Origin of the sequence: Pyxidicoccus caerfyrddinensis, from assembly GCF_010894405.1 — a bacterium.
Lineage (GTDB): Bacteria > Myxococcota > Myxococcia > Myxococcales > Myxococcaceae > Myxococcus > Myxococcus caerfyrddinensis.
In genome coordinates, this window is sequence record NZ_JAAIYA010000008.1 from 358,826 (window position 1) to 371,445 (window position 12,620).

General features: G+C 71.0%; 14 protein-coding genes and 1 pseudogene. 9 read left to right on the plus strand and 6 right to left on the minus strand.

The annotated features are described in order from the left end of the window. Window positions 1-70: 70 nt before the first annotated feature. Window positions 71-1,672, plus strand: a complete 1,602-nt coding sequence (locus G4D86_RS21280; protein ID WP_163995814.1) for a S8 family peptidase — start codon at window positions 71-73, stop codon at window positions 1,670-1,672. 53 nt (window positions 1,673-1,725) lie between these two features. On the opposite strand, the gene G4D86_RS21285 is transcribed toward G4D86_RS21280, so the two are convergent. The 3 genes from G4D86_RS21285 to G4D86_RS21295 form a co-directional block, all read right to left on the minus strand. Continuing rightward, a complete protein-coding gene (locus tag G4D86_RS21285; RefSeq protein WP_163995815.1) occupies window positions 1,726-2,169 on the minus strand; it encodes a CoA-binding protein in 444 nt (147 codons plus the stop codon). Continuing rightward, complete coding sequence (locus tag G4D86_RS53020; RefSeq protein ID WP_240360383.1) at window positions 2,166-3,200, minus strand: hypothetical protein; 1,035 nt, start codon at window positions 3,198-3,200, stop codon at window positions 2,166-2,168. Before G4D86_RS53020 ends, G4D86_RS21285 begins: the two co-directional genes overlap by 4 nt. A gap of 67 nt (window positions 3,201-3,267) precedes the next feature. Then, window positions 3,268-3,585, minus strand: coding sequence for a DUF2795 domain-containing protein (locus G4D86_RS21295; RefSeq protein ID WP_163995816.1), 318 nt, complete (start codon window positions 3,583-3,585; stop codon window positions 3,268-3,270). 195 nt (window positions 3,586-3,780) lie between these two features. Between G4D86_RS21295 and G4D86_RS21300 the strand changes: the two genes are divergently transcribed. The 5 genes from G4D86_RS21300 (at window position 3,781) to G4D86_RS21320 (ending at window position 7,949) form a co-directional block, all read left to right on the plus strand. Further along, the gene (locus G4D86_RS21300) at window positions 3,781-5,382 is read left to right on the plus strand and encodes a YiiX/YebB-like N1pC/P60 family cysteine hydrolase (RefSeq protein ID WP_163995817.1); all 1,602 of its coding nucleotides are present in this window, start codon (window positions 3,781-3,783) and stop codon (window positions 5,380-5,382) included. Between the two features lie 8 nt (window positions 5,383-5,390). Continuing rightward, complete coding sequence (locus tag G4D86_RS21305; protein ID WP_163995818.1) at window positions 5,391-5,666, plus strand: hypothetical protein; 276 nt, start codon at window positions 5,391-5,393, stop codon at window positions 5,664-5,666. Between the two features lie 84 nt (window positions 5,667-5,750). Next, window positions 5,751-6,575, plus strand: a complete 825-nt coding sequence (locus G4D86_RS21310; RefSeq protein WP_163995992.1) for a SirB1 family protein — start codon at window positions 5,751-5,753, stop codon at window positions 6,573-6,575. Window positions 6,576-6,638: 63 nt separating this feature from the next. Then, window positions 6,639-7,202: an NUDIX hydrolase gene (locus G4D86_RS21315; RefSeq protein ID WP_163995819.1), complete on the plus strand. Its 564-nt coding sequence runs from the start codon at window positions 6,639-6,641 to the stop codon at window positions 7,200-7,202. A gap of 165 nt (window positions 7,203-7,367) precedes the next feature. Beyond that, window positions 7,368-7,949, plus strand: a complete 582-nt coding sequence (locus tag G4D86_RS21320) for a DUF2378 family protein (RefSeq protein ID WP_163995820.1) — start codon at window positions 7,368-7,370, stop codon at window positions 7,947-7,949. A gap of 210 nt (window positions 7,950-8,159) precedes the next feature. Here G4D86_RS21320 and moaC read toward each other — a convergent pair. The 3 genes and pseudogenes from moaC to trxB form a co-directional block, all read right to left on the minus strand. Beyond that, window positions 8,160-8,645: pseudogene (moaC, locus tag G4D86_RS21325) on the minus strand (cyclic pyranopterin monophosphate synthase MoaC); the annotation flags it as partial. Further along, window positions 8,642-9,826 carry a trans-sulfuration enzyme family protein gene (locus G4D86_RS21330; protein WP_163995821.1) on the minus strand — a complete coding sequence of 395 codons (1,185 nt, stop codon included), beginning with the start codon at window positions 9,824-9,826 and terminating at the stop codon, window positions 8,642-8,644. The gene G4D86_RS21330 and the pseudogene moaC, both read right to left, overlap by 4 nt. A gap of 97 nt (window positions 9,827-9,923) precedes the next feature. Next, complete coding sequence (gene trxB, locus G4D86_RS21335; protein WP_163995822.1) at window positions 9,924-10,886, minus strand: thioredoxin-disulfide reductase; 963 nt, start codon at window positions 10,884-10,886, stop codon at window positions 9,924-9,926. A 72-nt stretch (window positions 10,887-10,958) separates the two neighbouring features. On the opposite strand from trxB, the gene G4D86_RS21340 reads away from it, so the two are divergent. From G4D86_RS21340 to G4D86_RS21350, 3 genes are all read left to right on the plus strand, one after another. Next, complete coding sequence (locus G4D86_RS21340) at window positions 10,959-11,417, plus strand: Crp/Fnr family transcriptional regulator (protein ID WP_163995823.1); 459 nt, start codon at window positions 10,959-10,961, stop codon at window positions 11,415-11,417. A 150-nt stretch (window positions 11,418-11,567) separates the two neighbouring features. Beyond that, on the plus strand, window positions 11,568-12,350 hold the full coding sequence (gene radC, locus G4D86_RS21345; RefSeq protein WP_163995824.1) for a RadC family protein: 783 nt from the start codon (window positions 11,568-11,570) through the stop codon (window positions 12,348-12,350). Next, entirely contained in the window at window positions 12,350-12,601 is a 252-nt protein-coding gene (locus tag G4D86_RS21350) for a DUF3006 domain-containing protein (protein WP_163995993.1), read from the plus strand. The genes radC and G4D86_RS21350 overlap by 1 nt, the downstream gene beginning before the upstream one ends. The last annotated feature ends 19 nt before the right edge of the window (window positions 12,602-12,620 follow it).

Genomic DNA, 12,620 nt, shown 5'->3' on the forward strand with positions numbered 1-12,620 from the left:
TCGTGTTCCTCCGGGCCTGAGCCCGGAGGCGCGCATCACGGCCGTCCTCTTCTCGAAGTGGAGGCAGTCCATGCCGATGTCGTCCTTCCTGTCCATGCGTCCCCTGCGTGGTGCGCTGCTGTCCCTGTCCCTCCTGGCGCTGGCGCCCGCCGCCGGAGCCGCCCCGAAGCCGCTGGAGCCCCGTGGCCTCGCTGAGAAGCACACCGGCCGCGAGCTGGCCGCGAACACGTACGTGGAGCGCATCGTGGTGAAGTTCCACGAGGGCAGCCGCGTGCGCCTGCGTGACAACCGCCTGGTGCCCATCGCCTCCGAGCGGGGCGAGGCGGAGCGCTCGCTGCTGGCCGGCCGCGGCCTGAGCGACGCGAGCCTGCGCGCCGATGCCGCCGCCGTGGAGTCCCTGCTGCAGCGCGCGCCGCGCCTCGGCGCCCCCGCGCGCCTCTTCGACGACGCCGAGCCCGTGCTGGAGGCGCGCAAGGCCGCTGGTGAGGCGCGCAGCGGGCAGCAGCTCGCTGACCTCAACCTCTACTTCGAGGTGCCGCTGCTGCCGGGCACCACCGCCGGAGGCGTGGCGGACCTGGTGAACGAGCTGAACCGCCTGGACGGCGTGGAGGTGGCCTACGCCGAGCCTCCGCCCGAGCCGGCCATGGTGAACTTCGGCATGGACGCGGCGCTGCGAGGCCTGCTGGCCGCGGCGGACGTCCCGCCCACCACGCCGCTGTACCAGTCCAGCCAGGGCTACCTGAGCGTGGCGCCCGGCGGCGTGGACGCCAGCTACGCGTGGACGGTGGCGGGCGGCACGGGCACCAACGTGAAGGTGGTGGACATCGAGGGCGCGTGGCGCACCACGCACGAGGACATGCCCGCGATGTTCTACACGGGCGGCACGCAGTACGCGGACCTCGCCTGGCGCAACCACGGCACGGCGGTGCTGGGTGTGATTGCCAGCGTGTCCAACGCGTACGGCACCACGGGCATCGCGAACGCGGCGCGGGTGGGCATCGAGGGCATCGCCTCGCAGAGCACCGCGAGCGCCATCTCCAAGGCGGCCACGGCCGCGGGCCTGGGCGGCATCGTCCTCATCGAGCTGCACGCTGGCGGCCCGTCGGACGGCACGGCGTGCACGTGCAACACCAGCCAGTGCAACTACATCGCCATGGAGTACTGGACGGCGAACTACGACGCCATCCGCACCGCGACGGCCAACGGCGTCATCGTGGTGGAGGCGGCGGGCAACGGCAGCGCCAACCTGGACGCGGCGGCATACGGCAATGCCTTCAACCGCAGCGTGCGCGAATCGGGCGCCATCATCGTGGGCGCCAGCACCGCCACCACGCGCGTGCCCATGTGCTGGACGAACTACGGCAGCCGCGTGGACGTGCACGGCTGGGGTGAGAAGGTCTACTCGCTGGGCTACGGCGACAAGTTCGCCAGCGGCGAGGACCAGTACTACACGGCGGTCTTCAGCGGCACGTCGAGCGCCTCGCCCGTCATCGTCGGCGCCGCCGCCAGCGCGCAGGGCGTGGCCCTGGCCAACGGCCGCCGCCTGACGAGCATCCAGATGCGTGGCCTGCTCCGCAACAACGGCACCGCACAGGCGGCCAGCTCGCAGCAGATTGGTCCGCTGCCTGACTTGCGCAAGGCGCTGCCCAAGGTCATCTCCGGGCAGTACTGAGTAACGGCCCGGGCCCGCGCGCTTCCTGGCGCGGGCCCCGGGCACGGCGCGGCTCAGCGCTTCCCGTACCGCCGGTGGTCCACCATCAGGCAGCGGTCCTGCACCACCTGGATGCCCGCCTTCGCCAGCTTCTCCGCCGCGGCGTCGTTGCGGATGCCGGACTGGAACCACACGGCCTTGGGCTTCTTGGCGATGATGTCGTCCACGTGCGCGTCGATGTCCTGCGGCCGGCGGAAGACGTCCACCAGGTCCACGTCACCGGGCACGTCCGCGAGCCGCCGGAACACCGGCTTGCCCATGATGTGCGTCACGTCCGGGTAGTAGACGGGCACCGGCACCACGTCCACGCCGGCCCGCGCCAGGTAGTCCGGCACGTAGAAGGCCGGCTGCCCCGACTGCTGCTCCGTCTTGATGCCCAGCACCGCCACCCGCCGCGCGCCCTGCACCACGCGCTCCACGCCCGCTTCGTCCTCCACGAGGTTCTGTTCCCAGCTCATCGCGCCTCCTCCTGAAGACCCTGTGCTTTCGACTCCGTGGTGATGGTCCACTGCTCTCCCGCCACCGTCGCCTTCACCGTCAGCTCCCGGCTCACCGGGACGAAGCGGCCCCGCGCCACCAGCTGCTCGCCCTCGCACGTCACGCCTGGAGTGAGCTGCGGCCGGCCCGCCGTCTCCAACGCGTCCGTCAGCTCGGTTGTCGCATCCGCCGGAAGCGCGTCCAGGCAGCGCAGGCTCAGCACCAGCGCGTCGCCGTAGTCCGTGTCCCGCGTGCCCTGCACCGTGCGCTCCAGCACGTACGCCACCTGCGTGTCGCCCAGGGGCAATACGTCCACCGCCCAGATGCGCTGCCCCTCCATGAGGTTGCGCCGGAACAGGCCCGAGTAGCGCGCCTCCCACTCGCGGCGCGTCCTCGCCTCGAGGACCTCGGGAGAAAAGAAGCGCTCCAGCGCCGCCGCATCCGTCCCCGCCGGCACCACCTGCCGCAGCGCCTCCAGCGCGGACTCGGGTGACACGAGCTTCACGAAGGTGCCGTCCGCCGCCAGCCGCACCCGCAGCGTGAAGCGCGTGAGTACGTCGTCCACCCAGGTGTCCACCTCGGTGCCGCCCGTGGAGCCCTGCGCGGCACCTTGCTGCGCGCTTGCGCCCGACGGCGCTTGCGAACCCTGCGCGGCGCCCTGCGGCACCGCGGAGCCCTGCGCAGTCCCCTGCGAGCCTCCGTCCACGGCGCTCGCCGCGCCACCGCGCACCAGCCGCGAGCGCGGCACCACCTGCGCCAGCAGCCACCCACCCTCCGCGGGCGTGAAGCGCGTCTCCGTGGTCAGCTCCGCCTCCTCGCGCACGGCCGCACCTGCGCGCTCCACCACGCGCACGGCGCGCACCGTCTCGGTGAGGACCCGGTCCACGGGAGGCTGGAAGTCGAGCCGCACCGGCGGCGGCCGCGCGGCCGTGGGGACCATCGGCGGCGGCGCCCTTCGACAGGCGGCGGTCAGGGACAGCACGAGACAGCTCAGCAGGAGGCCTGGACGCATGCGCCCGCGCACGCTGGCAGAAAGCGCCAGCGCCCGCGAGCGCTTCCTCATCCGACGGACCGGTACTTCACGGGTGCCGCGTGTGGCCAGCGGGCGCGTTCTCCACCAGGTCTCGCCCGATGTTGCGCCGGTCCCTGTCCACACCATCGTCGTCCTTCAGCCAGGGCGCGCCGAACCGCCTCGCAGCCTCCGCCAGGTCTCGCATCACGTGCTCGCGCGACGCGTACTCCGTCCGCGGCAGCGACTTGAGGACGTTGATGATGTCGACGGGAGCGCCACTGTCCTCCGCGGCCCGAACGATCTGCTCTCGCTCCGCGGGGTAGTCCACCGAGTCGAGGTGCGAGGTGATGGAAAGCCCGGGGTCTTCCGCGAGTCCGTATGCCATCGTGACTCTGCCTTTCTGCCCGGACACCAGGGCCCGGGCGCAGCGTGGGTAAGGAACAAAATGGGGATGCCCCCTGCGCGGGACCACCCGCACCGCATCCGTCCCACCCCCGCCCGGCCAGGGGGCCAGCCGCCTTTGCCCTTCCCGAGGTAGAGTGCGCCTCGCAGCCCCTGTTTCCGCCGGAGCCCCACGCCCATGCCCGCCGCACCCCTCCTGCTCGCCTGGCTTGCGCTCGCCAGCACGCCCGCCACCCCGCCAGCCACGCCCGCCCCCTCCGCCGCGCCCACCGCCGCCGCGGACATCTACGCGCTGGATGACGACGCCTTCGTCGCCCAGGCCCAGCGGGACCTCGCCCAGCTGGAGCGCTACGCCACGGGCCTGCGGGCCCTGCAGGAGTCGGTGAAGAAGTCGCGCGGCGTCTACCTCCAGAAGCAGAGCGAGCCGTACACGCCGGACCAGAAGCGCCTGCTGCTCACCACCTGGGCCGCCTTCTTCGACTACTTCGTCTCCACCGAGGTCATCCGCCAGCGCTACTGGGACTTCGTGAAGGTGCCCTCCCTCACGCAGCCGAAGAAGCACGCCTGGGGCTTCCTCCTCACGCACGGCGCGCTCACCACGGAGCTCGCGCACGGCCTCACCTACGCGGAGCTGACCGGCGGCCGGCAGCAGCTGGAAGTCCTGCTGGACGAGCCCGCCCCCGAGTACGGCCTGCCCCCGCGCGCCTTCGCCCGCTTCAAGGAGAAGGTCATCCACGTGGCCACCACCACGCAGCTCATCACCGGTGACGGCTACAAGGAGCAGCTGCGCCCCCTGCTGTCCCGCGCCGGCGCGCTGGACGCCCCGCGCGTGCCCTGGGTGATGCAGGAGATGAAGGAGAACAGCAAGGTGGCGAAGGGCCTGCTCGTGAAGCGCGGCCCCACCCTCTTCGCCAAGGCGGCAACAGACCTCACCGTGGACGGCGCGCAGCGCGCCTTCTTCCCCGTGCAGCGCGCCGTGGCCGAGTGGATGGGCGACACGCGCGTGCACCGCATCGGCCAGCCGCTCATCGCCCGTGAGCAGGTGCTCGCGGTGCTCAAGCGCATGGAGCCCGGCGACATCATGGTGGCCCGGCAGAACTGGTTCCTCTCCAACGTCGGCCTGCCGGGCTTCTGGCCGCACGCGGAGCTCTTCGTCGGCACCCCGGACGAGCTCGCCGCCTACTTCGACAACGACTCGGACGTGAAGGCCTGGGCCGCCACCCTGCCCGGCAAGCCCGCCTCCTTCTCGCAGCACCTCGCCAAGGCCTTCCCCACCAAGTGGGCCGAGTACACCGGCAAGGACACGCACGGCGACCCCATCCGCATCATCGAGTCCATCAGCGAGGGCGTGTCCTTCACCGGCCTGGAGCACGGCATGCGCGTGGACTACCTGGGCGTCATGCGCCCCCGCCTGTCCAAGCTGGACAAGGCCCGCGCCGTGCTGCGCGCCTTCACCTTCCAGGGCCGCCCCTACGACTTCAACTTCGACTTCTTCTCCGACCAGACGCTCGTGTGCACCGAGCTGGTGTGGAAGTCCTACGCGCCCTCCACGGAGACGAAGGGCCTGAGCGTTCCCCTGGTGGACGTGGCCGGCCGCCGCACGCTGCCCGCCAACGAGCTGGTCCGCGTCTTCGACGCCGAGTACGGCCGCGAGGACCGCCAGTTCGACTTCGTGGCCTTCCTGGACGGCCGGGAGACCGAGGGCAACGCAAAGGAGGCGGACGCGTCCGCCTTCCGTTACAGCTACCGCCGGGCGAAGTGGGACATCGCACAGGAGTAGGCCCCCTCATGACAGAGCAGTTGGCCCAGGAGATGCTGGAGCTTTCGTCCCAGCTCTTCGACCGGATGATTTCTCAACAACAGGCCAAGGTGCTGCGGCTCGCCCGCGAGGCCGTGCCCAACATCTCCCCCGAGGAGCTCCGCAATCCCCACGACTTCCCGGAACTCAAGCAACACCCTACATTCGAGTTCGAGGATGGAATCCTGTCCGGGCTGATTTCGGCCCAGGTGGCGCTGCGTGCGGAAATCAAGGGACGGCTGCCGCTTGCTCCGCCTGCAATCTGACGGTCGTCTGCCTGCCTTTGCCGTCCGGCCCGCCGTGGGTTACTGGTTCCCGTCGTGAGTATTCCCTCTGGATTCAGCCCGCCGCTGGCGCGGGAGCGGTTGGTGTCGGCGCTGGCCGCCGAGCCGCCGCGACTGGACCTGGCCGCGCTCGCCATCGCCACCCTGGACCACCCCACGCTGGACGCCCCCGGCTGCCTGCACATGCTGGACGTGCTGGCGTGTCGGGTGCAGGTGGAAACGGAGCGGCTCAAGGAGAAGGGCGAGGCCCTGGCGCCGCTGCGCGCGCTGCGCCACGTGCTGGCCGACATCGAGGGCTTTCGCGGCAACGAGGACGACTACCACTCGCCGGAGAACAGCTTCCTGAACCAGGTGCTGGAGCGGAAGGTGGGGCTGCCGATAACGCTGTCCGTCGTCTACCTGGAGGTGGCGCGGCGCGCGGGCATCTCCCTGTATGGCGTGCCCTTCCCCGGCCACTTCCTGGTGGCGCACGACGCGGGGGACCACAAGCTCGTCATGGACCCGTTCCACCACGGGGACATCCTCACCGAGCACGGCTGTGAGGAATTGCTCAAGCGCGTGGCGCCGCAGCTCAAGTTCGACCGGGCCATGCTGGCGCCCGCTCCGGTGGAGCTGATTACGTACCGCATGCTGTCCAACCTGCGGCGCGTGTACCTGGGCCGCGAGGACTGTGAGCGCGGGCTGGCGGTGGTGGACCTGCTGCTGCTGCTGGCGCCGGACCACCCGGGTGAGCTGCGCACGCGCGCGGCGCTGCTGGCCAACCTGGGCGCCTACCGCGCGGCGCTCAAGGACGTGGAGCGCTGCCTGGAGCTGTCCCCCGAAGCGCCGGACCGCGACAGGCTGGAGCTGACGGCCCGCGAGCTGCGTGAGCGCGCCTCGCTGCTCAACTGAAGGCGCCGGGCCCTGCGGGCCCGGACTGACACTCCGGGCCTTTGGGCCCGGGAGGAAATCCACGTGTCCCAGACGGTGAAGCCCTGGCTGCGACTGCGCCGGGGGTTGGAGCTCGACTACCGCGTGCTGAAGGTGCGCGAGGACCGCTGGGCGGACCCGCGCACGGGCCACGAGGCGTCGCGCGTGCTCGTGGACTGCTCTGACTGGGTGAATGTCATCGCCGTCACGACGAATGACGAGCTCGTGCTGGTGCGGCAGTTCCGCTTCGGCATCCAGTCCGCCACGCTGGAGATTCCCGGCGGCATGGTGGAGCCGGGCGAGGACCCGGCGGTGGCGGCGGCGCGCGAGCTGGAGGAGGAGACGGGCTACGTGCCGGGCCGCGTGGTGCCGCTCGGCGCAGTGCACCCCAACCCCGCGCTCCAGGCCAACCAGTGCTTCAGCTACCTCGCGCTGGACTGCGTGAAGCATCACGCGGGACAGCAGGACGAGGGCGAGGACATCGCCGTGGAGTTGCACCCGCGCGCGGACGTGCCCCGGCTCATCCTGGAGGGCCACATCACCCACTCGCTCGTGGTGGTGGCCTTCTTCCTGGAGCGGCTGCGCGCGGAGGCAGGTGGCGCGAAGTAGACCCACGCCTTCGTCGCGGAGGCTTGCGTCGCGGGATGAACACGGCGCGCGTGCAACGTCCGGGAGCCGTCGGATGCGGGGCGCGGGCCCGCCGGAATGTGGGTGGCCCCCTCGTATCCTGTCCCTCCGGCACCACACCGGCCGGAGCACTCCAGGAGCCGCGCCATGCATGCATGGGGGGAGCAGGCCCGGGCCGAGCCCGCGCCGAGGCAGCGCGTCATCTTCGAGCACACTGTCGACTGGCTCCTCCAGCCGTCGGTGCGGCTGCGCCTGTCGCCCGCGGCGTACAACGCGCTGAGGGAGGCGGGGCTGGACGCGACGGAGCGGCTGAGGCCCGCGTACTCCTTCGACACGTGGAGGCGCAGCCTGGCCATCATCGTCGCGGACCTCTACCCGGCCGTGCCCACGGGCGAGGCGTACCGGATGCTGGGACAGATGCTGGCGCGAAGCGTGGAGCGCACCGCGCTGGGGCGCGCCATGGTGAGCATGGGGCGGCTGTTGGGGCCGCTGCGCTCGATGCGGCGAATCAACGAGACGTTCCAGAGCGCGGACAACTACGTGGAGTCCCGCTTCACCGAGCGGAGCGCCACGCACTGCGAGCTGTGGATCAACGAGGTGATGGACCAGCCGGGCTACTACCAGGGCATCCTCGAGGCCTGCCTGGATCTGGCGGGCGCCCGCGACGTGCGCGTGGGGGTGCTCTCCCGCGAGGGCGCCGGTGCCACGTTCGAGCTGTCGTGGCGGTAGCCCCGCTCAGCCGCCCCGCTTCGTGCGCTTTCCGGCGCTGACAACGGTGGCAAGGGCTTCGCGCAGGCCCTCCGCCTCACCGACTCGCTTCCCCCGCTTCCCACCCCGCCCGGTGGGAGCCGGCGATTCGCGCGCGGCCGTTGCCGCTTCGCTCCGCTTCCCCCCCCGTGCCGTCGGAGTCGGTGCGGAACGCGCGCCTTCCACAGCGCCCTTCCGCTTCCCACCGCGCGCGCGCGGAGCCGGCGTCTCGCCCGGGCCTTCCGCCTCGCGGTCCCACGTGCCGGAGCGGCCGCCGGCCTTGTGCTCGAGCTGCACGGCCTCCAGCACCATGCCCCGGTCCACGCTCTTGCACATGTCATAGACGGTGAGCGCCGCCGCGCACGCCGCGGTGAGGGCCTCCATCTCCACGCCCGTGCGGTCCACCGTCTTCACCTGCACGCGGACGGACAGCCCCGCCTCCTCTGGCGTGAGCGTCACCTCCACGCCCGCGAGCGCAATCGGGTGGCAGAGCGGCACGAAGTCCGGGGTGCGCTTGGCGGCCATGATGCCGGCGAGCCGGGCCGCGGCGAGCACGTCCCCCTTCTCCACCTTCCCCGCGAGGATGCGCTCACGGGTGGCGGGGAGCATGCGCAGCCGCGCGGTGGCCACCGCCACGCGCTCCGTCTTGGGCTTGTCGCCCACGTCCACCATCTTCACCGGCGCACCACCTGCGCCACCGCGCCGAGCAGGTCCTCGACGATGTCGTCCGGGTCCTCCAGCCCCACGGACACGCGGATGAGGTTCTCCTGGATGCCCGCCGTGGCGCGCTCCTCCGGCGTCATGCGGCGCGCGCTCGCGCTGGCCGCGTGCATCACCAGCGTGCACACGTCCCCGAGCGACGGGCCCGGCCGGCACACCTGGAGCCCCTCCAGGAAGCGCATCCCCTCCGGACGGCCGATGCCCTTGATTTCGAAGGCCACCATGGGGCCGCCGCCGTTCAGCAACTCCTTCGCCACCGCGTGGTCCGGGTGCGAGGGCAGGCCCGGGTAGATGACGCGCTCGAGTAGCGGCGAGTCCGACAGACGCTTCGCCACGTGCGCCGCGTGCTCGGCATGGGCCTTCATCCGCACCGGCAGCGTGCGCAGGCCGCGCAGCGTGAGCCACGCCTCGAAGGGCCCCAGCACGTCACCCGCGAGGATGCGCGCCGAGCGCAGCGGAGCGATGCGCGCATTCGAGCCGCTCACCGTGCCACCCAGCGCATCGCTGTGGCCGTTGAGCCACTTGCTGGTGGACTGCACCGCGTAGTCCGCGCCCAGTTCCAGCGAGCGCTGCCCCGCGGGCGACGGGAAGGTGGCGTCCACCACGAACGTGGCGCCCACGTCGCGGCTCACCTTCGACAGGACGCGCAGGTCCGGCACGCGCAAGAGCGGGTTGGTGATGCTCTCCGCCAGCACCATGCGCGGGCGCAGCTCGCGGATGCGCTCGGGCGTGCGCGCGTCCGTCATCAGCAGCGCGTGCAGCTCCACGCCCAGCGTGGCGCACAGGTTCTTGTAGAGCAGCCGCGTGACGCCGTAGCCGTCCGCCGGCATCACCAGCCTGTCACCCGACTTGAAGCCCTGCGCCTCGAAGACGGAGCGGAGCGCGGCCATGCCGCTGGCGTACGCGACGCACGCGTCGGCGCCCTCCAGCGCGGCCACGGCTTCCTCCAGCAGCGTCGTATTGGGGGCGCTGATGCGGGCGTAGGCGTAGTCCTTCCCGTCGAGCGCGCCGTCCAAATCGTCGCTGCTGTCGAACCAGTTCACCGCCGAGGGGTAGATGGCCGGAGAGACGGGCACCGCCTTGCTCCCGGTCAGCCGGCTGCCGGCGTGCACCGCCACCGTCTTCTGCTTCGTGCTCATGGTTGGATGGGCGTCCTTGCTTGGAATGGCAAGGCCGGCCCGAAGGATGCGGGCCGGCCTCGTGAAGTGCTCGCCGGTGTCACGCGGCGGCTGAGGGCTACTCGCCGTGCTCGATGAGCCAGCGCTCGGCGTCGATGGCCGCCATGCAGCCGGTGCCGGCGGCGGTGATGGCCTGGCGGTAGTAGCTGTCCTGCACGTCACCGCAGGCGAACACGCCCTCGATGTTGGTGCGGGTGCTGCCCGGCACCGTCTTGAGGTAGCCGCCCTGGTGCGTCTCCAGGATGCCCTGGAACAGCTCCGTGTTCGGCGTGTGGCCGATGGCGACGAAGAGGCCGGTGACGTTGAGCAGCTGGCTGTCACCCGTCTTCAGGTTGCGCACCACCGCGCCCGACATGCCCTTGGGGCCGCCCACGACTTCCTCCACCGCGGAGTTCCACAGGAAGGAAATCTTGGGGTTCTGCAGCGCGCGCTCCTGCATCACCTTGGAGGCGCGCAGCGAGTCGCGGCGGTGGACGACGGTGACGTGCTTGACGATTTTCGCCAGGTACGTGGCCTCCTCCATCGCCGTGTCGCCGCCACCCACCACGATGACGTCCTGGTTCTTGAAGAAGGCGCCGTCACAGGTGGCGCACGCGGATACGCCCCGGTTCTTGTAGGCGTCCTCGCCCTTCACGCCCAGCCACTTGGCCGTGGCCCCGGTGGAGATGATGACCGTCTCCGAGCGGTAGCTGACGCTCTCCCCCGTGATGAGGAAGGGGCGCTGGGAGAAGTCGACCTTCACGACGTTCTCCATGTGGATGACGGTGCCGAAGCGCTCGGCCTGCTTCTGGAACCGGTCCATCAGCTCCGGGCCGGTAATCGCCTCCGGGAAGCCGGGGTAGTTCTCCACGTCCGTCGTCACCATGAGCTGGCCACCGGGGACGCGCTGGGGATGGTCCAGCGTGGGGCCTCCGGCGAACACCACGGGTTGCAGGTTGGCACGCGCGGCGTAGATGGCCGCGGTGTAGCCCGCCGGCCCCGAGCCGATGATGGTCACCTTGTTGATCTTCTCCTCCGCCACCTGGTCCTCCCTGTCCTGTTGGAGCCTCGAAGGTACCAGAGGCCCTCGGGCGCGTGATACGAAGCTGGCCTCATGGATGCCGCTGTCCTCAAGAAGGTTGCGCTGTTCGAGGGTTTGACCCAGGGCCAGCTCGCCAAGGTGGCGCAAATCGGCCACTCCCGGGACTACCCGGCGGGCGCCTTCCTCTTCCGCGAGGGAGAGGCCGGCCAGGAGATGTTCGTAATCGAGAAGGGCAAGGTCCGCATTTCCAAGACGGTGCCCGGCATCGGCGAGGAGGCGCTCGCCATCCTGGAGTCTGGACAGTATTTCGGAGAGATGGCGGTAATCGAGGACTCTCCCCGCTCGGCGGACGCCATCGCCCACGTGAGCTGCACGGTGTGGGTCATCGAGCGCGCGAAGCTGGACCAGCTCATGTTCACCGACAAGGACCTGGCGTACGTGCTGCTCTGGACGTTCGTCCGCACGCTGAGTGAGCGGCTGCGCGAGACGAACGACAAGATAAAGGCCTTCTTCGCCATCTCCCGCTTCTAGTCTCACGCCCCGAGAGGTGGGGTGGTGCGTGCATGTCCGTCCGGAAGACGGGCTGCTTCGCGCGAGTCGGGACGGGTGGGAGGAGGACTCCCCAGGTAGAGCAGGCAGGCACGCGCGTTGCTTTGTCCCACACCCGTGGAGGTGGGCGGGATGGAGCAGGCAGCGGAAGCGGCGTGGGCGGGCGGAGAATCCGCGGGCGGCGGGACGGTGCGGGCGCGTGGGGCCGGGGGCGTGGAGGAGTCGCGCGAGCGCCTCTTCCGGTTGGGGGCGGAGGCCCTCACCGACCCGGAGCTGCTGTGCGTGGTGTGGGGCCCGGGGCCGCGCTCGCCCGGGCCCTTGCAGCTGGCGGGCACACTGCTGTCACGAGACGGCGGCCTCAAGGCCCTGGTGCAGGAGGAGCCGCTGGCGTTGAGCCTGTTGCCCGGCGTGGGGCCGGTGCGCGCCGCGCAGGTGCTGGCGGCGCTGGAATTGGGACGCCGCGCGCAGCGCACGGTGGAGCGGCGGCCCAAGCTGCGCACGCCGCAGGAGATTCACGCGTACCTGGGGCCCAAGCTGGGCGCACTGCGGCGCGAGGTGTTCCACGTGCTGTGCTTCAACGCGCGCAACGTGCTGGTGCATGACGCGCGCGTGGCGGAGGGCACCATGAATGCGTGCCCGGTGGACCCGCGCGAGGTGTTCGCCGCGGCGCTCACCGCGCGCGCCACCGCCATCGTCCTGGCGCACAACCACCCGTCCGGAGACCCGGAGCCGAGCATCCAGGACGTGGGGCTGACGCGGCACCTCATCTCCGCGGCGCAGCTGCTCAACATCAAGGTGCTGGACCACGTGGTGGTGGGGGACGGCGCCTACGTGTCGATGATGGAGCGGGGACTGTTCCCGGACACGGAGTGGGAGACGAAGCGCGGCTGGAGCGCGAATGGAGGCGGCGGATGATGGTCGGTGCGTTGGGAGTGTGGAGCGCGGTGCAGGTGGAGTTGCTGGAGGACGCGCGGGCGCAGGTGGTGCGGCTGGATACCGGGCAGGCATGCACGGTGGAGCGGGCGTCGCTGCCGGCGGGAGTGCGCGAGGGGGACGTGGTGGTTGACGGCCGGCTGGAGCCGCAGCGGACGGCGTTGAGGATGCGGGAGGTGGCGCGCAAACGGGCGCTGCTGGGTGTTCCCGTCCCACCGGGGCTTGACCTGTGAGGTGGGGTGGCACGCCGGC

Bases quoted from the DNA above. Each gene is read 5' to 3' on its own strand.
- G4D86_RS21330 (WP_163995821.1), bottom strand. From the start codon at position 9,826: ATGAGCACGAAGCAGAAGACGGTGGCGGTGCACGCCGGCAGCCGGCTG.
- G4D86_RS21295 (WP_163995816.1), bottom strand. From the start codon at position 3,585: ATGGCATACGGACTCGCGGAAGACCCCGGGCTTTCCATCACCTCGCAC.
- G4D86_RS21350 (WP_163995993.1), top strand. From the start codon at position 12,350: ATGGTCGGTGCGTTGGGAGTGTGGAGCGCGGTGCAGGTGGAGTTGCTG.
- G4D86_RS53020 (WP_240360383.1), bottom strand. From the start codon at position 3,200: ATGCGTCCAGGCCTCCTGCTGAGCTGTCTCGTGCTGTCCCTGACCGCC.
- radC (WP_163995824.1), top strand. From the start codon at position 11,568: ATGGAGCAGGCAGCGGAAGCGGCGTGGGCGGGCGGAGAATCCGCGGGC.
- G4D86_RS21340 (WP_163995823.1), top strand. From the start codon at position 10,959: ATGGATGCCGCTGTCCTCAAGAAGGTTGCGCTGTTCGAGGGTTTGACC.
- G4D86_RS21305 (WP_163995818.1), top strand. From the start codon at position 5,391: ATGACAGAGCAGTTGGCCCAGGAGATGCTGGAGCTTTCGTCCCAGCTC.
- G4D86_RS21300 (WP_163995817.1), top strand. From the start codon at position 3,781: ATGCCCGCCGCACCCCTCCTGCTCGCCTGGCTTGCGCTCGCCAGCACG.
- G4D86_RS21320 (WP_163995820.1), top strand. From the start codon at position 7,368: ATGCATGCATGGGGGGAGCAGGCCCGGGCCGAGCCCGCGCCGAGGCAG.
- G4D86_RS21280 (WP_163995814.1), top strand. From the start codon at position 71: ATGCCGATGTCGTCCTTCCTGTCCATGCGTCCCCTGCGTGGTGCGCTG.
- G4D86_RS21285 (WP_163995815.1), bottom strand. From the start codon at position 2,169: ATGAGCTGGGAACAGAACCTCGTGGAGGACGAAGCGGGCGTGGAGCGC.